Origin of the sequence: Sporosarcina sp. P29 (genome assembly GCF_002743265.1) — a bacterium.
In the GTDB taxonomy this organism is placed as follows: domain Bacteria; phylum Bacillota; class Bacilli; order Bacillales_A; family Planococcaceae; genus Sporosarcina.
Genome location: NZ_PDYX01000002.1, coordinates 33560 through 56538 on the forward strand (window position 1 = coordinate 33560; position 22979 = coordinate 56538).

The window sequence follows — 22979 nt, forward strand, 5'->3', positions numbered from 1 at the left end:
ACTAGCTATATAGAGAGCTTTCTGAATAAGGATACACCTTTTGAAAATAAAATGTGAAGATACATACGAAAAGAAGCTAGTGCAGGATAGAAATGCCGTCTGTTACACAGTTGACGACCATTTACACACCTTTCACTAACTTCTTTAAAGTGGACACATCGGATCTAAGACGAGTTGATGGATTATAATTCACGTACAGTGATCGGTATCAATCTACGTTCCATTTCATCTCGATGTTGTTCATATTGTGCGGGTAACTTCAATTCTTGTCCCATCGTTTCTTCCGACTCATCGTGAGCAAAGCCTGGAGGATCCGTAGCAATTTCGAATAAAATTTCACCATGCTCTCTAAAGTAAATCGCATTGAAGTAGTTTCGATCTTTAACTGCCGTCACGCCATAATCATGATCTGAAACATGTTCTTGCCATTCCAACTGATCTTGGTCATCTATCGCTCTCCATGCAATATGGTGAACGGTTCCGACACCCATTTGTCCTTTACCCGTTGCAGTTGCTTTAAGATCAACAATATTTCCGATATCAGCGGATGAACGGAAACGAATATAGTCTCCCTCTTTTCCAATCAGTTCAAGTCCCATGACGTTTTCCAAAAGTTCAGCTGTTTTAGTCGGTTGTGAAGAATATAAAGTAGCGCCACCGAATCCTTTAATCGCTACTTCAGGTGTCACGCCTCCAAATGTCCATGCATTTTGTTCACCTTCTGCACGCTCCACGATTTCAAGTTGAAGACCATGAGGGTCATTAAACTGTAGGTACTGCTCACCAAATCGTTCTGTCTTCGTTACATCTACGTTAAATTTGACTAAGCGTTGTTCCCAAAACATTAGTGCTCCAAGAGGAACAACATAAGAAGTTACACCTACTTGGCCATCTCCTATTTTCCCTTGATAGGCATTTGCCCATGGGAAGAACGTGATAATCGAACCTGGCTTGCCACCTTCATTACCGAAATATAAATGGTACGTACCTGGATCATCAAAGTTCACTGTTTTTTTCACTAAACGTAAACCTAGAACGCCTGCATAAAAATCGACGTTTTCTTGGGGATTCCCGACAATAGCTGTTATATGATGGATTCCACTAGTTTTCTTCATCATGTATGTTCACTCCTTAGGTATTATAACATTCAAGTTTAGCATCAATTACATTATTACTAATTCGAGACATCAGATTAAAAATTACAAATTTTGATCATGTAACCCTATTCTTTTTAGTTGTTCAATTAACTCTTGTTTTTCTATTACGCCTAACCCACTAAAAATTTCTTTCATCGCTTTTTTATGTTCTGGGAAGACTTTATTCATCAGTTCCGTTCCTTCAAACGTCAAAGCAGCATGTGTGACCCGACGATCATTCGGACACGGTTTTCTCATTAATACGTTTTTCTTTTCTAACTGATCAACCACATACGTAATACTACTACTGGCAATTAACACTTTCTCACCTATTTTTTGTATCGGTTGATCACCTTTGCTGTAAATGAACTCCAAAACCGCGAACTCTGTCGGGTTTAACCCCAAACATTTTATATCTTCAATGACACGCTTTTTGATTGACTCTACAGCTCGAGTTAGAACAACGAATAATTTTAGAGATAATGCCTCTTCCAGTTGATCTTTTGCATTCATACTTATCATCTCACTTAGTTTTACTATATTTTATTCACTCACTAGTGGCTCAAGTAATCCTATTCAATCAGAAAGAGGCGAGTATCGTCTATTCGTTATGCTGGATTCACTTGAAGTTCCACTGTGATTTTAATATCGTCGCCTACTAATACGCCGCCTGTTTCTAGCGCTTGGTTCCAAGTTAAACCATATTCTTTTCTAGAAATTTTGATAGCTGTTTCAAATCCAACTACGTCTACACCCCAAGGATTTTTCCCAGCTCCCGTACGCGATACGTTAAATGTAGTTTTCTTCGTAACATCTTTAACTGTCAAATCGCCAGTTACATCGTATTCGTCTTCTCCTGTTTTGACAATTTCAGTCGAATCAAATGTGATAGTCGGATACTGTTCTACATTAAAGAAATCAGCTGAACGAAGGTGGTTATCACGATCTTCATTATTTGTATTGATCGTGTTCACATCAATCTTGAAGTCAATCTTCGCATCTGTTAAATTGTCTAGATCTCCAGTAACCGATCCTTCCACTCCAGTGAAGCTACCTCTTACATTGGATACCATCATATGTCTTACTGAAAATCCTACGTTCGTGTGCGCTGCATCTACATTCCATTTTGTCATGTTAAAACTCTCCTCTTTATTTACGTATTAAGACTATTATACAATATAATTGTCTCGAATTCAATATATTTGATTTGGTTGTATCTGAAATCGTTGTATTTAAGTGTAAACACTCTATTACTATGACCCATATAGAAAACTTTATACCTTTAGCTTATTTACGGATTGTATTCAATGCTGTTGTCCAAGGAATTACTTGGTCTAACATTTGGTTTACTGAAGCGGCTTGTACGTCAGCAGCTTTAAGTTCTGTGCCATTTTCAAAGTCTGTAAATAATGAAAGTGCAGGGTGAACACGAACATGCGCCACGGATAATTCGCTCAAAATACCGCGTAAATGTTCTGCTGCACGAGCTCCGCCAACTGAACCGTATGAAACGATACCTGCTGCTTTGTCGTTCCACTCTACGCGAAGGTAGTCTAATGCATTTTTAAGTGAAGCCGAAATGGAGTGATTGTATTCTTGAACGATGAATACGAACCCGTCTTGTTTCGCGATAATTTCTGACCATGCTGCTGCGCCTGATGCATCGCCGCCTGCTTCGCCTAGAAGTGGTAATTTATAATCCGCGATATCTATAATCGTGTAATTCGCATCTCCGCGTTTGTCTGCCAATTCTTTTACCCATGCTCCTACTTGTGGACTTACGCGTCCCTCACGTGTGGATCCTAAAATAATACCGATGTTTGATTTTGTCATGGTTATTTCCTCCTCTTGTTTTGTTCCAAATAAATTACTGAAAAAGCTCATTGTTCATTCCAACTCCTTACAAATACTCTTTATCAAATGTACGTGTGCTACGTACTGTATCGATTGGTCTCACTGTTGCTTCAATTTCTTTACGGTTCCCTTCAAGGAATGGCGGTAATGACAGGATCTCTCCAACTGTTTCGTACGGTTCGTCTCCCATAAATCCAGGACCATCTGTCGCCCATTCAAAGAGGATGCCAGGTGCTACTGGTGCATATAAAGATTCAAAGAAGAAGCGATCCACATAGCCTGAAGTTCTAAAACCAGACGATTGCATATGGTCAATCCATTCATGCAATACGTTCGTATCTTCCACTCGGAAAGCAGCGTGATGTACTGTACCGAATCCTTGTCGACCAGCTGGTAACGTTTCATTATGTTCCACGATGACTTGCGCGCCATTTCCACCTTCACCGACTTCGAATAAATGGAATGAACCTTCACTTGCAATATTTCGCATGAACATTGCGTTTTCCAAAACACCTTTAAACTTATCAAATTCAGCGATACGAATATGAATAGGTCCTAAACCTGTAATGGCGAACTCTAATGGTACGGGACCATTTTGCCAAGGTGTTCCTGACTCAATACCTTCGTTCAACTCATCGGAAACTAACATATATTGTTGATCATCAAAGTCTACAAATGAAATCGTCTTTTTATCGAAAACTTCTTCGATTCCATTATGTTGTACTTCATATTTTTCAAAGCGTTTCACCCAGTAATCAAGTGCCGCATCTGTCGGTACACGGAATGAAGTTTTATAAATTTCATTCGTACCATGCGTACCTTTTGGAATACCCGGGAAATCGAAAAATGTCATATCTGTTCCAGCTGAGCCTTTATCGTCTGCGAAGAATAAGTGATAGGTTTGCACATCATCTTGATTGACAGTTTTCTTTACGAGACGCATTCCTAATACATAGGTGAAAAATTCATAATTCTTTTCTGCACTACTCGTAATCGCTGTTACGTGATGAATTCCTTTTAAATGGTTCATATACATCCTCCTATATATTAGCTCGTTTTGATATACTATTAGTTCGAGATAAATTCATTTAAAAAAAAGAGATTGTCTTTAAATTAACGTCAATTGCTTTTGCAATTAATTAACTTATCTCGAATTCAATATAAATATATCATGCGCTCATTTCATTGTCAACACTTTAATTTATAATAATTGATTTGATGATTAGTTCTTCCAACCACTAATCGTTCCATCCATAGACATAGGCGCATTCAATTCAACAAAGAACAATACAATCGTCGTGTCTTCATTCGCGACAAAGGATGGCAGAGGATGGATTACATCGGTTACCGCTTCTTGTTTGCCAATTGTGAGATGCTCCATCGTAATCTCCCCATTCATTACATAGAGAAAAGGAGTGAGACCTGTATACATTGGAACGTCTACCACTTCACCCGCCCTAGGATGCGCGTCTAATATGTAGACATGTTGTCGAACATAAAGAGGTGCCTCGCTTCCTTCAGGCCCCACCATCACATACCAAGCCTCATTGTCTAACGGTTTGTCATGAAATTGAATTCCCGGAGAAAGATCCGTTTCATTCGGTCGTACGAAGATTTGAAGCATTTCCACTTCATCTTCTTTCACTTTCTCTTCGTGCCAAAATCCTGATCCTGCATTCATCATCATTAATTTCCCGCGTGCAATGGGCGCTTCAAAACCAGCAGAATCACGATGCTGCATGACGCCTGAGCTAATGTAACTCAAAATTTCATCGTTGATATGCTGATGCATTTTAATCGTTAACCCTTTTTTCATCACCGCATGATCAATGATCGCTAATGGTCCAAATGCCGTGTCTGTTGTTTCATCACCAAGAATGTCGCCCGGTTGAACGCGTGTAATGGTGAAGGGTCCTCTAAATGGCACGGCATGATGTCCTGCTGCAAGTTTTTGTAACAATCGTAACTCCTCCTTTTTCATCGTATACAATAAAATCGACTATCCAAGAGGAAGTCGATTTTATGTTATAGTACGTGTTTTACACAAATACTTCTAGCTATTTAGTTTACAGGTCCTTTATTGATCGCAGTCAATGTAGGATTAACAGCAAAGATTTTTGCGTTAACGCCCGTAATGCCAAAACTAGCTAATCTCTTTGTATGCATTTCTACATATTTTTCAGCCGATTCTTTTGTTTCGAAATTGTAAATTCCACCGGCTTCTTTGGCTTCAGGATCTTCTGTCCATATTTTCCAAATGAATCCCTCTTCTTCATTGATACTTTTGGCTAAATCAGCAAATCCTTCTGCCATTTCTTCTCCAAACGGTCCATCCATTTTAAAATCAACTTGTGCAATGTAGCTCATGATCATTCTCCTTTTGGTTCAGTAGTTGTGAAATAGGTTTCTCCTAGTATTTCTTTTGCTTGATATGGATTCGGTGAAAGTTCCTTTTCTACATAAGAAGCTACGTTGGATTGTTCCACATCATACATCACTTCAAGTTCTTTTGAGAAAAGTAGTCTTTCTTGTTCAAGTAAGCTAGAAAGTGCTGGTTGTGGCTTTGGTTGTAGTGTGTCCACGTCTAACACTTTTTTTAATCCATCGACGTAGGATTCAAGTGGACGACCCCCTACAATTTTCAAGCCTTTATTTTCTGCATTGATCATAATGATGCTTGGGAAACCTGTAGCGCCTAAACTTCTCGCTTGGGCAAAGTCTTCATTCAATAATTGTTGTCCGATTGGTTGTTCCGCTTCATTGACAATCGCTTCTCCGTCAAGGCCAAGTGCATTGACGATTCCAACCATCTCAGCGCGTTCTGAAATATTTTGATTGAATACGAAAAGCTCTTCTCTTGTACGTCGTAAATAGGCAGATGCCAATGTGTCGCCATGATTCTTTTGAATAATTTTAAATACACGAGATGGTGGATACGAAGATTGGACTGGATTATCAACCATTAAACTACCATCAATCGGCATTCTTGAATGTTCTCCAACTTCTCTCCAATGACCCGCGACGTCGGCCGGCTTATAAATACCATTTCCAGGATCGATCGGCCCGTCATGCCATTTTTCCAATAAACCGCCCATCACCGTATGCATGTTGAAATAATGACCATATTGCTCTACAAAACGACGAAGCTCAGGTTCAATCGCCCAACAATGAGAACATATAGGATCCGTCACATAATACAAATTAATCTCTTTTGCTGGCTGGTTAAAATCGATCATTTCCATTTCATCGCTTCCAGCTTCTCCACATATTCCTGTTTCCATATCACACATCATATTATTGTTGTTTTTCAATGTATTATTCCCCTTTTCTTTAGTTTACGGAATCCGCGCTTTCTTCCGTTCGAATCTATTTTTTCTAATTTCCACTGCTAGCGTAAAATTTAATTACGTTTCGTATCCTCTGCTCTACGCGCTAATCATTTGCCTACAACTAAATTCTATACCATAATGAAAATGATCAACACCAATAGAACCTTGGTTTTGTCGCTTATACAACACATTGAAGACATTGTCGGAAAAGTAGGAGGGAAAACGACATGAATCAACCGAAGACGGACCCACGAATTCTACGTACACGTAAATTAATCATGGATACTTTTATGGAACTGTCGGGTAAAAAAGAATTTAAAGATATTACCGTTACAGATATTGCGGCGGAAGCGATGATTAATCGTGCAACGTTCTATTATCACTTTGAGGATATATATGACTTATTGGAAAAGGTATTATCTGAAGTGTTAGTAGTGAATTTGGATTGCAGCAATTATCAAGACAATGAATTAAATGAAGAAGTGATCACGAGTATTTTTGTAGCGATCACGAACTTCCAAAAATCCTTATCGAATCGTTGTCACAGAGGATACGAAGATACGATTGCACGGAATATTCGAGAACAGCTCGAAATCATTTTTTATAGAATGCTATTAAAACAACATAAAACGGAAGAAGATGAAGGGTTGAAAATTACCGCTGTCATCTTGAGTTGGGGAATTTATGGAGCTTCTGTAGAATGGAAAAGACAAAGTAACAAGATCACACCAGAAGAATTTATTCAATTAGCCATACCTCATTTACTTCACAAGCATGACATTTGAATCATGCGTGACATGCACACACTAAAGGAGATATAAACACGTATGAATGGATTATTTACAGGGTTTCGCGCTGTCTTAGTCATTTTCTGCCTATTGCTATTGCCATCGATAGCCTTTGCTTCGGACAATGTACCCCACACCGAGATGTATGACCACCAATTACAGCAATACAGTTTTTCGCAACCAGCTGCACTACAATCCACGGAATTGAGCGAAGGGTGGATTGCTGAACAACATGTGCGAGGCCAAGACAATCGGTCATTACTCTTTATAGTTTTAGCGGGTCTCGCTGTACTCACAACTGGAATGATGGCTGGCATCGTCTTCGCATACGCAAACTCCGTCATGCCGGGTCTGCGTAAATCAGATGATCGTACTTTCGTTCTTGCCATTAGACACTTGACTTCATCCGTAGCCAATCCACTTTTCCTCATTATTTCAAATGGTGCACTTATAGCGCAAATTGGATTTGTTGTAGTAGCTGTTTTGGCACAGCAAGTTGATCAAGTTGTATTAGGATCTATCGCATTGATCTTTTATATTGCGACTTTACTCATTACTTTCTTAGGAAACCTTCCACTAAATAAAGCTATTATCTCTGCTGAGCTACCTGCAAGCGATACTAAATGGAATGAATTAAGAGTCCGTTTTGAATCCAGTTGGACACGGCTGAACAACTTGCGTACCATCACTTGCATGTTCAGTGTCTCTGCACTCATCATTGCGTTGCTTATTATATAATAAGCAACGCTTCAATCAGCAAAAGGTATTGGGGTATGTGTTAGTTCATGCATTCTTTGGAGTACGCAAAGTAAAAACTATAATTTCTAACTTTGTATGAAACTTCCACCTATTCAAATTGGTTAAGTGTTGTACTATTCCGAATATATTAAAAGGTATTGACCTTTCTAATAGTAGTCTGTTAAATTGTATTGTAGTATATAATATTCAGTGACGAGAAAGAGTACGATAAGAAACCTGTTCCCAAGAGAGTCGGCATTTGGTGAAAGCCGATGGACAGTTCGTATCGGAAAATCATCTCTAAGATGCAAAGTTGAAAATAGTAAATTTTGCCGGACTTCCAACGTTAAATGGAACACGTATAATCGTAAGGTGACTGAGGGTTAGACCTTCTCATTGTTTTACGAAGCTTTTGGATCATGGGTGGTATCGCGAGTAAAAACTCGTCCCTATTTAGGGGGCGAGTTTTTTATGCGCAAAAATATAGGAGAGAAAATGAAGATGAATACAGCACAAGATTGACAGTAATCACCTTCCACAACGAAATGTATACGTTGAATCTACTGTACTGGGAAAATAACCAATACAGTTAACACTATATTTTGCAAAGTCGCAATATTCTAGATTATAATTGCTTTATACATATCGATATTATGTACTTTCATTTTACTCTAGACACACACAAAACACATCAGGAGGTATTATCGTGAGTAAAAAACACATACTATTCACAGGATTCATGCTTTTCTCTTTATTTTTCGGAGCTGGAAATCTCATTTTTCCACCATTTCTCGGTTTAGAATCTGGTACTAATTTTGCACCTGCTATTATAGGCTTCCTTATCACAGGTGTTCTACTACCCTTCATGGCAATCATGGCGATCGCCTTGTCTGATAACGGACTATTGTCGATGGGTAACCGTGTACATAAAGTGTTCGGAATCGTTTTTGCGATCATCATCTATATGTCGATCGGAGCTTTCTACGGTATTCCAAGAGCTTCAAACGTGGCGTATGAGCTAGGATTTAAACAAATCGTTCAAGTGGATGGAAGCTTCCCGTTGCTTGTATTCTCATTATTATTTTTCGGTTTAACCTATTACATCAGTTTAAACCCTAAAAAAATTGTAGATCGCATCGGCCAATTTTTAACGCCTATTCTCTTATTAGTTTTAGGAGTACTTGTCGTCCAAGCTTTTATCAAGTTTGATAACATATCTTCTGCTCCGCGACCAGATTATGCATCAGCCCCATTTGTTAATGGCTTTTTGGAAGGCTATTTCACAATGGATGCTGTCGCAGCGCTGGCATTTGGAATTGTTGTAATCAATGCGTTGAAAGATAAAGGTTCGAGGTCGAAGGCAGAACTTGTTAAAGGGACTCTTGGTGCCGGCTTGATAGCTAGCGCGGGATTAGCCATTGTGTATTTCTCACTAGGATGGATCGGCAAGGTGATTCCGAAAGAACAAAATTTCGGAAATGGTGCAGAAGTATTAACGAAAGCAGCCAGCATGTTGTTCCCAAGTGGCGGCGGACTTCTTTTCGGTATCATTGTCATGCTAGCTTGTTTAACGACTTGTGTCGGTCTAATTAATGCCTGTTCAAGATTTTTCAATGAAATATATCCAAAACTAAGTTACCAGGCATATGTCGCTATTTTTGTACTAGTCGGTTTGTTAGTATCTAACTTAGGATTGAATGCTATATTAGCATTGGCCATACCTTTATTAGTGTTTATTTATCCGATCTCTATTGTGTTAATCATTTTATCTTTATTCCAACATGTTGCAGGTGGCGGAAAGATGATGTATCGGCTCTCCATATTTATCACGTCCGCTTTTGCGTTATACGAAGTATTCACGAAGTTGGGATACAGTCCAGATCGCGTTACCGAGTGGCTAGAAGTTATTCCATTTTTCGAGTATGGACTCGGCTGGGCTGTACCCGCGTTAGTTGCTGCCTTCATTGGTTATATAATGGATAGGTTTTCTCCTCAAGGAAGTCAGTAAAATTAATAGAAAATCCCGCTTCTTTTATTAAAAGAAGCGGGATTTTTTGCCTTCTATTACTGCATATTCTAACATCATTACCGTTTATTGATCTTTTGCGCAGTTTTATACCCCGCGACAACCATGAATGCAACGACGATCACTGTTAGTATGATTGTGATCACATTTCACTCCTTCAATTTCACTTCTGTACTGTATCCGTCAGTTCAACAAACTCTTCTACGTCTTTTGCAACGAGTGAAATGCCAGCTGCCCAGAAATCTTCTTTCGTAATATCTACATCCAGATGTTTCTTCGCTAGGTCTTCCACTTTCATCGATCCCGTATCTCGCAAGAGCGCAATATACTTCTCTTCAAATCCTTCAGGCTGTTTCAAGTATTCTGCGTAGATCCCTAAGCTGAACAAGTACCCGAATGTGTAGGGGAAGTTATAAAACGGCACACTATCGATAAAGAAGTGCAACTTAGCCGCCCAAAAATGCGGATGATAAGAAGACAGGCTATCACCGAATGCTTCTTTTTGCGCTTCTACCATTAATTCATTCAAGCGAGTTTCTGATACAATGCCTTTTGCGCGTTCCGTGTAAAAGTTATCCTCAAACAAGAAGCGAGCACGAATATTTAAAAACATCGCTGTAGCGCCTTCTAGTTTATTAGCTAAAAGGGAAATTTTTTCTTCATTCGATGTAGCATTTCTCACCGTAGCATCCGCTATAATCGTTTCAGCAAACGTACTCGCTGTTTCTGCGACGTTCATCGCATAACTACGGTTCAGTGTCGGTAAATCTTTCATTACGTGACTATGAAATGCATGTCCTAATTCATGCGCTAATGTGCTCGTATCACTTGGTGAGCCTGTGAAAGTCATGAAAATACGGGATTCTTCAAATTCAGGCAAGCTGGTGCAATAACCACCTGGGCGTTTATTTGCGCGATCTTCCGCTTCCACCCAACGATTTTCTAGTACATGTTTTGTAAACTCGGTTAATTTCGGGCCAAATGAAGCGAAGTTTTCAATAATAAAATCGCAAGCCTCGTCGTATGTGAAACGCGTTGGCTTTGCTTCGCCTACCGCTACCGGAGCCGCCACATCTTGCCACCCAAGCTGATCCACGCCAAACAAATCTGCTTTTCGTCCCAAATAATCAATAAATGTTTGCTTCTGCGCGTCTACTGCTGACCACATCGCAGTGAGTGTATCTTCAGACATCCGATTATATTCCAGTGGCTCTTCTAAATGACCTTTTCTTCCGTGTACCTCTTGTAATGTTAAGCGATAGCCTGCTAAATGATTCAAGATGTCCGCAAAAATTGGTCCATTCGTAGACCATGTCTTTTCCCAATTCTCAAATAATGCTGCACGCACTTCTGGCTCAGGATCCGCGTACATTTTGTTCATCGCTTGCCCAATAGATAAGTCTGTTGTGTTGCCGTCTTTATCAGTAAAGGGAACAGTCATAGTAGAACCTACTGTATTGTATAGATCACTCCACGCGGCAAGACCGTCTTTATTTAATTTAGCAATCAGTTTTTCTTCCGCTTCAGATACTAGACGTTTACCTTCTTCACGTATTTCATTTAATGAAAAACTGATGACCCGCAATGTATCGTCTTCAAGTAATGTATTCCAGTTTTCATCCGAAATGGCTACCAGCTTTTTAGTAAAGATTGTAGATAGTTGCTGAATTTCACTGCTTAATTCCATTACTTGGCCTTTGACAACGCTTGCATACGGATCATCCATAAAGGCGTCACGCCACATATTAATAAATGTACCTACTTGGCCAAGTCCTTTACCGATTACTTCTTGCTTTTCTAATAGTTCATGTAAAGTAGAGGCATCGGTAGCCGGATCACTGTTCCATGCGTGTAACTGATCGGCATACAATTCAATATCTTCTTTAACAGCCGAAAGCTTCGTTTGAACTTCCTCAGAATTAGTTCCACCAGTAAAAATACTCTCTAGATCCCATGTGTTCGTATATTTCAATGTATGTCACTCTCCTTATATATATCTACTGTAAACTTTGTTACTAAAATAAGAAAGTTTCGATAACTATGTTCATTATAAACCAATTCGTCAAACTGTGTTCATTCTGTTTGATTTCAAGACGGTTTATACCTGTTCAATAACTCATCTGGTATATGACAATAATCAGTTGGACATTGAGCTAATCTGTCTTGATGTTCGTCTGCACTTCTCACATAATTTGTAAGCGGTCCTACTTCCACAACTATACGGTCAGCATCATTTCTCTTCGCAAGAAACACTGCCGCTTCTTTCACGTGTTCAAGATTTTCACTATAGACACCTGTTCTGTATTTCTCGCCAACATCTGCCCCTTGTTTATTCAAACTATATGGATCAATGATTTCGAATAAATACTCCATTAATTCTGTGACGGATACAACTGTAGGATCAAATTCTGTTTTTACACATTCAGCGTACCCGTCATAATCGCCTTCTAGTGAATGAAGTGTTCCATTCGCCCTCCCTGCTTCCGTACATGTCACACCTGGTAAGGTTTTTATAAAAGCCTGCACTCCCCATAAACAACCACCAGCAATATATACTACTTCCATATTGACGCTCCTCTCGTCTGTAAGTCTTGACCCGCTATACTAGGGTTTTGAGTCCTTCCACGCGTCGTCTAATATCTTTTCTGTTCCTTGATAGTATACATAAATTACACGCATGTTTAAACGTATTCCATCGCTGCACATGATGTTACGATCTCCCATCAACTTCTCGTTCGAAAAAAATGCAATGACATGATGAATATGTTTCATCCAAGTAATTTTTACGTATACGATATGTATGAATTTTCATCAAATAAAAAAAGACCCTACAAGTAGGGTCTTTTTCAAGCTGTTATTAAGCTTTTTGAACGTTAGTAGCTTGTAGGCCACGTTGTCCTTGTTCGATTTCAAATGTTACACTTTGACCTTCGTCTAAAGATTTGAAACCGTCGCCTTGGATTGCTGAGAAGTGTACGAATACGTCTTCCCCTGCTTCGCGCTCGATGAAGCCAAAACCTTTTTCTGCGTTAAACCATTTCACTGTACCTTGTTCCATAATTAATTGCCTCCTAGTGTGGATGTCCACACAATGATGTTACTATACTTGCTCAAAACTTTAGACGAAAAACAAAATATATTTACATGAAATATATTCTCGATCTGAAAAAGAACAAAGATAATACTCTTTAAATATAACAGACATATTAAAAAAAAGCAACCCCTTTGTTTCTTTCTTAAAACAAACCTTTAGGGTTCTTCTTTTTTATATCCAAGAACCTGCTTGTTTTCAGTGTTTACGTAGACTTTTGCAATCACATTCAAATATGCTTTTCCATCCGAATATCAGCTCGCATGCTGCCTTCATAATACGTGAAGTTTTCTATGCGTCCCATTTCTTGATACCCTAACTTCTTATAAAGCTTCAGCGCAGGCTCATTAAATTCAAATACGCCTAGCTCGATTCGCGTAAGACCATGCTTTCTCACTTGCTCTTCCAAATACTCTAAAGCCATACTACCAATACCTTTTCCACGATATTCAGGCTCACCTATCAAAATACTGATCCATGCTGTTTCTGACGTCTTGTCAAGCAGATGTTCAGGGTCCACGGTATAACTCATTTCACCGATGAGCCGGTTTTCCAAATACATCAGGTATACATGTTGATATGTTAAACGATGGTATATATCTTCTATGGTCAAAAGATCTTCTCGTTCCCATTCCGCTCTACTTGGATTAGGTTGAGACAATGATTTTAAATTCATGTCATTTCCCCATCGGTTGAGCGTATTCACAAGCATGGATGTTGGTTCGGTTAATGGTATGAATTCAATATTCATTGACAGCCCCTCCTAATTTCTATAATTTGCAATTGGATGAACTTGTTTAACAAGGAAACTTTGCATAGTACCATTATAATATAACCACTCGCTTTCTACGTACTGAAAAGAACATGAATCATCTTATTAAATGAAACAGCAAGTTGATCTCCTTCTATAGTAGTAAGCTACATAAAGTCATTAAGCGAAATAGCAAACATGTTACAATGAAAGAAACACGTAGATAGACAAGGAGCGGACACGTTGAGGTTGAATCAATATATTAGTTCTTCGGGATTCTGTTCTAGAAGACAAGCGGAGCGCTATATTACAGCAGAAAAGGTGCTAGTAAACGGCGAGATTGCGTCACATGTCTACTTTGTTAAAGAGCATGATCATATCGAAGTAGACGGCCACACTATCACGCACACAGCACAAGATATTTATATGATGCTTAATAAACCGAGTGGAATCACTTGTACTGCTTCTCCTGCGATTGCCGGTAATATTATCGACTTTATCGCCTATCCTGAACGTATATTTCCCGTTGGACGCCTAGATAAAGAAACGGAAGGCCTTATTTTATTAACCAATGATGGAAGTATTGTAAATGAGTTAATGAAAGAAGAAAATCAGCAGGAAAAAGAATATGTCGTAACGGTCAATAAAAAAATCACGGATCTATTTATAAAAGATATATCAAACGGCGTAGATATTTACAATCCAAGAACAAAAGGCTATACGACGACTAAGCCTTGTGACGTTACGCAGTTGGATGACTTTACATTTCGCATAACATTGACTCAAGGATTGAATCGACAGATCCGCAGAATGTGCAGACGATTTCAATATACTGTCACGCACTTGCAAAGAGTGCGAATCAAGCACATTGAGCTCGGATCATTGGAACGTGGTCACTGGCGTTACTTGTCTGACGAAGAGATAGCGAAGTTGAAACTGTAATTTTGTAAAAATAGCCTAGCATCGCATGTGCGATGCTAGGCTATTATAATAGGTCATTCATACTCACACTTAAGCTTTGCTCGTTTGTTTAGCTTCTACTAACAAGCCACCTTCACCGCCAAGGTACTCGATCATACCTTCTGAAGCACGGTAAGCGAATGCACCGATTGTTTCTGTAGGGTCATGGTTACTGTTATGCGGGAAGGAAGATCCACCAAGCACAAACAAGTTCTCCATATCCCACATTTGCGAATACGTATTAACAGCGGATGTAACAGGATCTTCACCCATAATGGCACCACCAAGGAAGTGGTTGGTATAGAACTTACTATCAAACTTCACGTCGTCCGGCACGTCAACTAGATCAATAATATCCGCACCCATTTCTGTCATGATTTCCTTACATGTTTCAACGCCATGTTGTGCACGTTTGATGTCTTGTTCTTCATAATGCACTGTCGCACGAATTAGTGGGTCGCCAAATTCATCTTTATACGTAGGATCCAAATCTAGATACGTATAGCGGTTAGGCAGGAAAGCAGTTTTTGCTCTAATGATTAAACTACGGTTATGATAAAATAAATTTTTCTCTTTATATTCCTTACCCCATGCAGGCGTACCCTCTGGAACGTGGTTATTATCAATCGGACGTTGCCCTAAATGGTAGTAACGAATTTCATAGCCATGAAGGAAATCGAGATCGGTATGATCTACGTTATCTCCTGCAAAGTCATCCACTTTCGCACCTAGTGCACCTGTACCCATTGATAAATTCCACTTTTCATTATCAAAGAAGCCGCGTGCACCTATGTAGGTACTAATATTACTAAAGTGACCTGTAAAGTTTTTCCCGATCACGCCTTCTTGAGTTTCAGGATTATACGGCTTGCCTATTTTAGATTTTAGTAATAATTTATTATTCGTAAAGACAAATCCAGCTAACACGACAATATCTGCAGGCTGGATATATTCCGTACCTGTAATATTATCAATATATTTCAAGCCGATTGCTTTCGTTCCATCATGAATGACTTCAGTCACAGTGGATTCATTCCGAATTTCAAAGTTTCCTGTTTTTCTTGCCGTTTCCAATACCGTAACGATTGGATCTCCTTTGGCACCGAAATCACATCCATACTCTTCACAGAACGCACAATACATACACGCATTGATCGTCTCGCCATCTGGATTTGTATAAGACTCAGACATATTCGCAGCTGGTAAACGATACGGATGATACCCAAGATTTGTTGAAGCTTTTTTAAACAGTTCGATCGATGGTGTCGTTTTCAAAGGTGGATTGGGATACTTATCCGAACGTGGAGGTCCGACAGGGTTTTCCTCACCAGAAACGCCAGCTGTTTTTTCGAATTTATCATAATACGGTTCCATTTCATCGTATGTAACGCCCCAGTCCTGAATCGTACAGTTTTCAGGAATCTTTTTGGCACCGTATTTTTCAACTGTTTGACTATGTATCTCAAAGTCATAAGGTAACCAACGTAAGCTTACGCCATTCCAGTGAACACTAGCGCCGCCTGTATCATTCCCAAAGCGCGCATAGTTATTATTACGAACCGGCTTCGCTGTTTCTTCCATACTACCTCTTGCTGTCACAGTATCTTTCGATAAATCTTGCATCATATCGTAACGAATGGAGTACTTTAATTCGTCTTTCGCACCAATGAAGTCGTCTCGTGATTGTTCTTTACCTCTTTCAAGTGCCACTACTTTGTATCCTTTTTTCGCGAGTTCAGCAGCAGTAATCCCACCAGCCCAGCCAGTACCTACAATTACTACGTCTACTTTCTTTAGTTCTTCTGCCATATCTTCTACCTCCTGAAAATGTTGAATTTATTTCTTTCTTTGATAGTCCGTCAAACTAATTGGATCTAGTTTAACAAATTCTTCACTTTCAATAACGTCTGCATAAGAAGGTCGAGCTCCAGCAAATTCTTTCATTCGCCAACCGTCCATGTTTTTATTGCCACCATATAAAGGATCAGAAAACGCCCCTTCTAATGTAGCTTGCTTGAGTAGCGCAAAGAACGCATCCGAAGGAATAGATTTCATGTCGAGCTTACCCGCTGCAAGATCGCCCATGATTTCATTTTGTTGCTCTTCAGTAGCCTGATCAAAGGAAGCATCAAAGCGCTTCATGCTTTCCCCATTCATCAAGCGTAAACCTTCCAGGAAAATTTTCCCTCGGTTCGCCCGTGAATGATTGACTTTTTCATCAGCCTTCTCGATTTTCTTCAAACCTTCCAGATTGGTAAAAGGTGCTTGACGGTAGTCGTCACCATTTATGCCCCAAGTTCCTGCGAGTTGTTTATCGATAAAATACGGTACATCCAACCCGATAGCTCCTGGGCCGTTATCGTCTTCAGGGAAAATCAGTTCCGTAGCCGTTGCCAGCACGATAAAGTCTTCAAAGCGTCCGAAAAACACTCGTGCATGGGACGGATCCACTTTGACAGCGTCTTCATTTTTTCCTTTTTTGCCGTCATCTGATTTCATCTGATTCGTAAATAAGCCACCTAGTAAAGATCCACCTGCTACGCCACCTACAACTAGACCGGTGTTTTTCAGAAAGTTTCTACGACCCGGATCATGACTTTCTGTTTTGGGGGTATTGTTTTCAGCCATTTAATCACTCCTATGCATGAAAATTAGTCAGTACTAGTATCCATTGCTTTGTTGCTTTATAGAGAAATTGTTAATTTGTGTCAATAAAAATACAGACTACCTATATTGACAAAATAGTAGCAATTTCACCATAGTCCCCCGACTTTACCACAGTTCATTTTGCTATTCAATACGTTATGTATGAATATATTTAAATTTTTCGATAATTGAATAGAGATATACAAGTCTTTTACGTGAAATTACTTGAAAAAAGATAAATGGCTGAAGAGTAAACTATGCCATTAGACTATTTTAATACTTTTAACTTAAGATTCTTCTCCTTTATATTCGCTAAATTCATTTTGTGAAAAACTGTTGTTATAGCTTTATACTCGATTAAAGTAAAATAAATACACATTTAAAACGTGTGAGGAAAGCTCCATCTAACATTTACTATCATGGATAATTCAGTATTAATAAATTACTTGTTAAGGAATCTTTGATTGTAACTCTTCATATTCAAACCTTACTAGTTTATTAAGTACATCATGGAAAAACCCTTGATTATTACTATATCCAAATAGTAATATAACTACACGAATGCAAAAAAAACAGCCTAACAACGCTACTGCGCTGTCAGGCTATTTCCTACTCATTTATTTGACACTGTTATTAACCAATTCCTTGACTGGTAAGAATAACTCACCCGTTTCCAAATACGTCACAGTGAGCTGATCGCCTTCTTTTACATATATAGAAAGGGGTTCAACCTCAGATGAAACAAGGAAATTCCGACCATCTTTCGCGAGAATTGATACGAGTGTAAAATCACCAACACGTTCTTTAAATACACGCATTGCTGTAATCGTTGCTTTCGCTTCTTCTGCATCAGAACTTCCATCCACCGAACTGCCACCACGTTGAAGTGCTGTTTTATACAATTTTAACGCTTCATTGGGTGTATTCGCAAATACAGAGATCTCAGGATTTGCAGCGGAAACAATGAAATAATTTTGCAAGAATCCGTTCGAATCTAGTACCGGTGTCAACCAGCTCGCTTCACCGTAGAAGTTATACAAGACAGGCATTTCACCATTCCATTTCTTCTCGATAAACTTCTTTTCAATAATTTGGAGCGCACCTTGTGAATCCATGTACGACTCTTCCAAATCCCCCGTATAATACGTCGCTTTCCCTGTTCGACCATCTGTTAAGGCATAGCCAAGCATGGAATCGACACCTTCTTTTGGACTGGTGAAATCAGTGAAGTAATACATATGTCCTTCCGCATCAAAGATCGGACTGACATTCGCTTCCGTCCCTTCATCTGAAGGAATCTTCACATCTTTTTTCCCAACAAGTGAATTCCAAAAACCATGGATGTAATTCCCGAAATAGCTATTTTGAAGACTTACCGCTTCTGGTGAAACCGCTCCATTAATAAACTCAGGAACATCTTGTAACGCATACTTCTTCGTAGCACCTGTTTCAGGATCCAACATGACAATTCCTTTGGCGTTAAATCCGTTACGCGCTGTAATGAATTCCCCATACGTGCGAATATAATGCGGCTTACCATCATCATCAATTTCTAATTGAACATCTCCGTAAAAAATCAAATCCGGCATTTCCATACGCATTTTACGATACACTTTTTTATGGAAGTAAGAAGACGTCGTATACGCCATTTCCGTTTTAATGAATTTCGGGTTATCTGACGAATCCGTTGCGCTCATTGTGAAATAACCAGGTGTTGTTTTTCCATTAAACCATTTAAAAAACCCTGAAAACTCCACAGGTGCAATATAGACAAATTCATCATTCACTTTTTGAATTTGCAAATGTCCCAGCTCATAATAGCTCGTATCCGGCACTTGACCAAATGCTTTTTTCATTTTATTGCGTGCAAACTTTGGTGGTACACTTGCCGGCGTTTTGGTTTCATCAAACGCAGTAATTTCCACTTTTTGCTTCATCGCAACCGTTTCATACTTTTTATTTGCGTTGAAAAGAGGTGCACTTAAGACGTACACTCCAACGAGTAAGGCTGCCAACGTCACGACCATTTTGACTTTACGCTCCACACCTTGAGAAACGACTGCCCCTAAAATAGCGACAACAAGTAACAATGCCCACAACGATGTCCAGTTGCGATCTAAATTTGTCACGTAATAAAATATGAATACGCCAATCGTACTGATCACCGTCAGTGTTCCAAAAGCGATCCAGCGGTTAAAAGACAATGGTTCTTTTTTGTTATTTACAGAGAGGAACGGCACGATCATCGCACTCGCCACGACCCCTACAAGTACTGAAAATAGTAGTAAACTCAACATATCCAACACTCTTTTCCGGTTACTAGATTTTGTTTCATACTACGTATACGGATAAGGTGGGAAATCGTTTCATATTTAATTCAACTTTACAAGAGGATATTTATGGAAGTAACTTTAAAATAGATATAACAAGTAATTCTTTAAAACCCCTACTGTTACTTTAGAGATCTATGAACCACCTATAGTAACAGTAAGGGCACTATTCCGTTTAGCATTATTCCTAAAGGCGCTAAAGTATGGTTCCATATTATAGTTGCTAAGAATGACGTTATTAACTTTACGTTTTACGATTAAAGTAAATATGCAACAACGATATCAAACATAAAAAGAAATTCTTGTTGCCTATTAGTTTGTTTTTTCTCCGTGACTATTAAAAATGTTTATTTTGACAGATTTATTTTTTACGAATTTGTTCGAAGATAAATTTTCTTCTAAATATATATATATATTCTTTTCCATTTCCTTACCCTCGCCTGATGCGGTTTCATTTAATAAAAGCTTTACTTCAATACGTAATTCTGGAGCAGTATAATCTAAGTCTATCTTGTCAAGTTGATCTGGATAGAATTCAGATAAATAATCATTTATAGTTACCATGATCTCGTGTATTAAATGATGTTCTTCTCTACGTTCTTCGCTTATCACTTGATCAATTCTGCTTTTATTTATATTTATAGAGTAGTCTTCAAATGATGTGGATGTAGTTGTACTTTTTACGATTTCTTTTATTTCATTTTTTACTGAATCATAATACTCTTGACTTCCAATAATCTCAATGTCTATCCCCTGTGAGTTGTTATCAACATTTGAATTCATGTTATATGTACCTATGTTATATTTTTTGTGTGTTTTATCTTTTATTTTTTCTACTATCTCAGCTATTTCTGTTTCTGATGGACTACTATCTTTTTCGGCCGAAATATTTACAGTTGATCGATTTAAAGATTCTAATCCAAGATATATTATAAAAACCCCCATGACACTCAATGCTATTAAAAGCATTTTTCGTCCCAACATTTCCACATCCTTTTCGAGTTACTTCAATGATATGAATATGTAGTAAAGGGTATACAAGAAAAAACAGACATAAAATATGTCCCCATTCATAGAACCAATGAGAACTCTTTGTTGTTAATTGCGTCTTTTGTACTAGTGAACTAAATAGGATACTTCAGTTACTATAAAGAGATTATTAACTCATTGTACGTAGATATAAGTCGAGAGAATCTTCTACTTCCTGTTCTACCATTCATTTATTTGTCAGTATACGAGTAAACTGTGCATGCGCTGCGCCAATACGACAAAAATGGTCCGCTCACTTTCGATAATATAACAGATTTTAGACTAGGCTTTAATTAGCTAAATGTGTAGAAATACTACTACAAACTTTAAAAAGGCGCTGACATTCCGGGAAAGGAATGTCAGCGCCTATATTTCTTCCAACATACATGTTCCTATCACAACTACCTTGTTTTAAGGAGTATATGAGTGAAGTCATCTATCATTTGACAATACAAGAACTTCCTTAAAACTCACAATTCCTTCGCAGAAGTCTCGTTCATACAAATACTTTTTAACACAGGCTTCGCTTCCAACGCCGTCACATCTTCTTCCACTGCATGCGCGTTCATTCGAATCGTCAGCAAGAACGCCAAAGCAAGTAGGACACTGCACATAATTAGCGCAAGTGGTATTTGCTCGAAGCGGTCGATGATCCAGCCACCGACGCCAGGCCCAAGCAACTGTCCTGCTGCGAAAAAGAACGTTACATAGCCTAGCGCGACCGGTGCGTACGTCGGATGTACTTGTTCCGTAGATAACGCTTGGCAGAGCGACAGCATCCCTACAATTGTCGCACCCCATAGGAATTGACTGACGATAAGTCCACTATATACCGGGAAAACCACAGGAATAATGAGTGAAACTGCACCAATTCCGAGTGTCGCTAGCAATGCAGATTTTCGTCCGATCCGGTCAGATACTCCGCCCCATAACGGACCACTAAAAATTGCCATAATCCCACTGATTGCCATGATCTGACCCGCCTGGAATTTCGTCAGTCCCACTTCAAGAATATAGCTGAACAAGAAGCTTTGCGGTACCAAATAAGCAAATCCAACGAGTCCGTAAATGAAGGCGACACGAAGTACGCGTTTATCTAAATATACTTTCGTCCAAAACGTGCGTTTCTGCGTTTCCTTTGGCAGTAACAGGATTGGTGGATCACGTAAAATGATCAACGCGATGATGATAGATACTATCGACAGAGCGCCATAGAAGAACCATAAATAACGCCAGCCCATATCGCCGAACCATGTACTGAAGAACGGAATTAACGCGCTTGAAATGAGTGTTCCTAATCCCATGCCACTCACGAGAAATCCGATCAGCATGCCGCGTTCCCTCGGAAACCAACCGACGAGTATGGTGATGAGCGGCGTATACGTGAAAGCCGTTCCTATTCCAAGCAGTAGCATCGCGAAAAGTGTCCAGCCATAACCAGCGACGAATGATAACATAAATAGTCCGAATGAAACGAGTCCTGTTCCAAAAATCACGAGCTTTTTTGCTCCGTATTGAGTTACGAGCAATCCAACAAAGATCACCATCATCAAATAGCCAATTGACACCGTTGTTGCGAGCAGTCCTGCTTGTTTATAGGACATGGCGAGGTTTTCTTTCATGAAAGGCATAATGATTCCATACGACATCCGTCCAAAGCCGAGAGAGCTGACAGTGACGGCGACGCTTGCAAATGCGTATTTCCAAATGTTTTGATCGTGTTCTTTAGCTAGCATACAAATCCCACCCTTTTTCCCGTTCAGTATAAAATTTCTAGTAATGGTAGTCACTCAGAGTTGTGTCAGGGTGTTTGATCGTAGTTGGTTTATCAACATTTCTGAGGTCGTTCATATTATGTCTAATGTGTGAACTCTATCTTTCACACTATAGCATTCCTGATAGAATATTCCAACTTCTTTATGGTGGAGTATTTTAGTTTACATAATAATATTATTGGTGAATTAAAGTGAATAGCAAATGGTAAAGCGCCGTTGATCTGCGTTCCAGGCGGACGCGTTCCGCGGGCACGGCTTCAATCTCCTCGTCACTTCGTTCCTGCGGGGCTTTCAGCTCGCGCTGTTCCCGCTGGAAGAGCCGTCACGAAGAACGGCTTTTGCGAGTAAAAGCGAAGCGTTAGGAGCACATCTTTGCACTCGCCGCCTTCCACTCCGATCAACTAGTTTATTCTTCTATTTAATGTAACGTGTAAAGATTAATCCACTAATTAAACGAAGACACCTTCAAAACGAGGGCCATCCGCCAGCACCATAGTGAGTACTATGAAGCAATTTATTTTCACTC

21 protein-coding genes and 1 other annotated feature are annotated in these 22979 nt (G+C 39.2%); of the genes, 4 read left to right on the forward strand and 17 right to left on the reverse strand.

Annotated features, from left to right (window positions below; genetic code table 11):
- Positions 1-182: 182 nt before the first annotated feature.
- The 8 genes from CSV68_RS02025 to CSV68_RS02060 all read right to left on the reverse strand — a co-directional run bounded on the left by CSV68_RS02025 (position 183) and on the right by CSV68_RS02060 (position 6283).
- The gene (locus CSV68_RS02025) at positions 183-1118 is read right to left on the reverse strand and encodes a ring-cleaving dioxygenase (RefSeq protein ID WP_099661371.1); all 936 of its coding nucleotides are present in this window, start codon (positions 1116-1118) and stop codon (positions 183-185) included.
- 81 nt (positions 1119-1199) lie between these two features.
- Positions 1200-1649 carry a MarR family winged helix-turn-helix transcriptional regulator gene (locus CSV68_RS02030; RefSeq protein WP_099661372.1) on the reverse strand — a complete coding sequence of 150 codons (450 nt, stop codon included), beginning with the start codon at positions 1647-1649 and terminating at the stop codon, positions 1200-1202.
- 95 nt (positions 1650-1744) lie between these two features.
- A complete protein-coding gene (locus CSV68_RS02035; RefSeq protein ID WP_085426150.1) occupies positions 1745-2269 on the reverse strand; it encodes a YceI family protein in 525 nt (174 codons plus the stop codon).
- 154 nt (positions 2270-2423) lie between these two features.
- Positions 2424-3020 (reverse strand): NADPH-dependent FMN reductase, encoded by a 597-nt coding sequence (locus tag CSV68_RS02040; RefSeq protein ID WP_199174999.1) that lies wholly within the window; start codon positions 3018-3020, stop codon positions 2424-2426.
- A gap of 16 nt (positions 3021-3036) precedes the next feature.
- On the reverse strand, positions 3037-4020 hold the full coding sequence (locus CSV68_RS02045) for a ring-cleaving dioxygenase (protein WP_099661373.1): 984 nt from the start codon (positions 4018-4020) through the stop codon (positions 3037-3039).
- A gap of 192 nt (positions 4021-4212) precedes the next feature.
- Complete coding sequence (locus CSV68_RS02050; protein ID WP_199175000.1) at positions 4213-4950, reverse strand: pirin family protein; 738 nt, start codon at positions 4948-4950, stop codon at positions 4213-4215.
- A 101-nt stretch (positions 4951-5051) separates the two neighbouring features.
- Positions 5052-5357, reverse strand: a complete 306-nt coding sequence (locus tag CSV68_RS02055; protein WP_099633501.1) for a monooxygenase — start codon at positions 5355-5357, stop codon at positions 5052-5054.
- A 2-nt stretch (positions 5358-5359) separates the two neighbouring features.
- On the reverse strand, positions 5360-6283 hold the full coding sequence (locus CSV68_RS02060) for a DsbA family oxidoreductase (protein WP_099661479.1): 924 nt from the start codon (positions 6281-6283) through the stop codon (positions 5360-5362).
- Positions 6284-6546: 263 nt separating this feature from the next.
- Between CSV68_RS02060 and CSV68_RS02065 the strand changes: the two genes are divergently transcribed.
- The 3 genes from CSV68_RS02065 (at position 6547) to brnQ (ending at position 9853) form a co-directional block, all read left to right on the forward strand.
- On the forward strand, positions 6547-7104 hold the full coding sequence (locus CSV68_RS02065; RefSeq protein WP_099633502.1) for a TetR family transcriptional regulator: 558 nt from the start codon (positions 6547-6549) through the stop codon (positions 7102-7104).
- Positions 7105-7146: 42 nt separating this feature from the next.
- Positions 7147-7845, forward strand: a complete 699-nt coding sequence (locus CSV68_RS02070) for an anthrone oxygenase family protein (protein ID WP_233190394.1) — start codon at positions 7147-7149, stop codon at positions 7843-7845.
- 201 nt (positions 7846-8046) lie between these two features.
- Positions 8047-8299: a binding site (T-box leader), on the forward strand.
- A gap of 252 nt (positions 8300-8551) precedes the next feature.
- The gene (gene brnQ, locus CSV68_RS02075) at positions 8552-9853 is read left to right on the forward strand and encodes a branched-chain amino acid transport system II carrier protein (RefSeq protein WP_099661374.1); all 1302 of its coding nucleotides are present in this window, start codon (positions 8552-8554) and stop codon (positions 9851-9853) included.
- 181 nt (positions 9854-10034) lie between these two features.
- Here brnQ and CSV68_RS02080 read toward each other — a convergent pair whose 3' ends face one another.
- From CSV68_RS02080 to CSV68_RS02095, 4 genes are all read right to left on the reverse strand, one after another.
- Positions 10035-11843 carry a M3 family oligoendopeptidase gene (locus CSV68_RS02080; protein WP_099661375.1) on the reverse strand — a complete coding sequence of 603 codons (1809 nt, stop codon included), beginning with the start codon at positions 11841-11843 and terminating at the stop codon, positions 10035-10037.
- A gap of 116 nt (positions 11844-11959) precedes the next feature.
- Positions 11960-12436 (reverse strand): peptide-methionine (S)-S-oxide reductase, encoded by a 477-nt coding sequence (locus tag CSV68_RS02085; RefSeq protein WP_099633505.1) that lies wholly within the window; start codon positions 12434-12436, stop codon positions 11960-11962.
- 292 nt (positions 12437-12728) lie between these two features.
- Complete coding sequence (locus CSV68_RS02090; protein ID WP_085130578.1) at positions 12729-12929, reverse strand: cold-shock protein; 201 nt, start codon at positions 12927-12929, stop codon at positions 12729-12731.
- A 262-nt stretch (positions 12930-13191) separates the two neighbouring features.
- On the reverse strand, positions 13192-13713 hold the full coding sequence (locus tag CSV68_RS02095; protein ID WP_099633506.1) for a GNAT family N-acetyltransferase: 522 nt from the start codon (positions 13711-13713) through the stop codon (positions 13192-13194).
- Positions 13714-13956: 243 nt separating this feature from the next.
- Here CSV68_RS02095 and CSV68_RS02100 point away from each other — a divergent pair, with 243 nt between their 5' ends.
- Positions 13957-14655, forward strand: a complete 699-nt coding sequence (locus CSV68_RS02100) for a pseudouridine synthase (RefSeq protein WP_099633507.1) — start codon at positions 13957-13959, stop codon at positions 14653-14655.
- 69 nt (positions 14656-14724) lie between these two features.
- Here CSV68_RS02100 and CSV68_RS02105 read toward each other — a convergent pair whose 3' ends face one another.
- From CSV68_RS02105 to CSV68_RS02125, 5 genes are all read right to left on the reverse strand, one after another.
- Positions 14725-16482 (reverse strand): GMC family oxidoreductase, encoded by a 1758-nt coding sequence (locus tag CSV68_RS02105; protein WP_099633508.1) that lies wholly within the window; start codon positions 16480-16482, stop codon positions 14725-14727.
- A 27-nt stretch (positions 16483-16509) separates the two neighbouring features.
- A complete protein-coding gene (locus CSV68_RS02110; protein WP_099633509.1) occupies positions 16510-17301 on the reverse strand; it encodes a gluconate 2-dehydrogenase subunit 3 family protein in 792 nt (263 codons plus the stop codon).
- 635 nt (positions 17302-17936) lie between these two features.
- Entirely contained in the window at positions 17937-19616 is a 1680-nt protein-coding gene (locus CSV68_RS02115; RefSeq protein WP_099633510.1) for a hypothetical protein, read from the reverse strand.
- Between the two features lie 345 nt (positions 19617-19961).
- The gene (locus CSV68_RS02120) at positions 19962-20633 is read right to left on the reverse strand and encodes a hypothetical protein (protein ID WP_099633511.1); all 672 of its coding nucleotides are present in this window, start codon (positions 20631-20633) and stop codon (positions 19962-19964) included.
- A 515-nt stretch (positions 20634-21148) separates the two neighbouring features.
- Positions 21149-22414, reverse strand: a complete 1266-nt coding sequence (locus CSV68_RS02125; RefSeq protein WP_099661376.1) for a YbfB/YjiJ family MFS transporter — start codon at positions 22412-22414, stop codon at positions 21149-21151.
- Positions 22415-22979 lie beyond the last annotated feature (565 nt).

Coding starts and splice junctions, on each gene's coding strand:
- CSV68_RS02025 (WP_099661371.1), bottom strand. CDS start 1,118: ATGATGAAGAAAACTAGTGGAATCCATCATATAACAGCTATTGTCGGG.
- CSV68_RS02030 (WP_099661372.1), bottom strand. CDS start 1,649: ATGAATGCAAAAGATCAACTGGAAGAGGCATTATCTCTAAAATTATTC.
- CSV68_RS02035 (WP_085426150.1), bottom strand. CDS start 2,269: ATGACAAAATGGAATGTAGATGCAGCGCACACGAACGTAGGATTTTCA.
- CSV68_RS02040 (WP_199174999.1), bottom strand. CDS start 3,020: ATGAGCTTTTTCAGTAATTTATTTGGAACAAAACAAGAGGAGGAAATA.
- CSV68_RS02045 (WP_099661373.1), bottom strand. CDS start 4,020: ATGAACCATTTAAAAGGAATTCATCACGTAACAGCGATTACGAGTAGT.
- CSV68_RS02055 (WP_099633501.1), bottom strand. CDS start 5,357: ATGAGCTACATTGCACAAGTTGATTTTAAAATGGATGGACCGTTTGGA.
- CSV68_RS02060 (WP_099661479.1), bottom strand. CDS start 6,283: ATGATGTGTGATATGGAAACAGGAATATGTGGAGAAGCTGGAAGCGAT.
- CSV68_RS02065 (WP_099633502.1), top strand. CDS start 6,547: ATGAATCAACCGAAGACGGACCCACGAATTCTACGTACACGTAAATTA.
- CSV68_RS02070 (WP_233190394.1), top strand. CDS start 7,147: ATGAATGGATTATTTACAGGGTTTCGCGCTGTCTTAGTCATTTTCTGC.
- CSV68_RS02085 (WP_099633505.1), bottom strand. CDS start 12,436: ATGGAAGTAGTATATATTGCTGGTGGTTGTTTATGGGGAGTGCAGGCT.
- CSV68_RS02090 (WP_085130578.1), bottom strand. CDS start 12,929: ATGGAACAAGGTACAGTGAAATGGTTTAACGCAGAAAAAGGTTTTGGC.
- CSV68_RS02095 (WP_099633506.1), bottom strand. CDS start 13,713: ATGAATATTGAATTCATACCATTAACCGAACCAACATCCATGCTTGTG.
- CSV68_RS02105 (WP_099633508.1), bottom strand. CDS start 16,482: ATGGCAGAAGAACTAAAGAAAGTAGACGTAGTAATTGTAGGTACTGGC.
- CSV68_RS02110 (WP_099633509.1), bottom strand. CDS start 17,301: ATGGCTGAAAACAATACCCCCAAAACAGAAAGTCATGATCCGGGTCGT.
- CSV68_RS02115 (WP_099633510.1), bottom strand. CDS start 19,616: ATGTTGAGTTTACTACTATTTTCAGTACTTGTAGGGGTCGTGGCGAGT.
- CSV68_RS02120 (WP_099633511.1), bottom strand. CDS start 20,633: ATGTTGGGACGAAAAATGCTTTTAATAGCATTGAGTGTCATGGGGGTT.
- CSV68_RS02125 (WP_099661376.1), bottom strand. CDS start 22,414: ATGCTAGCTAAAGAACACGATCAAAACATTTGGAAATACGCATTTGCA.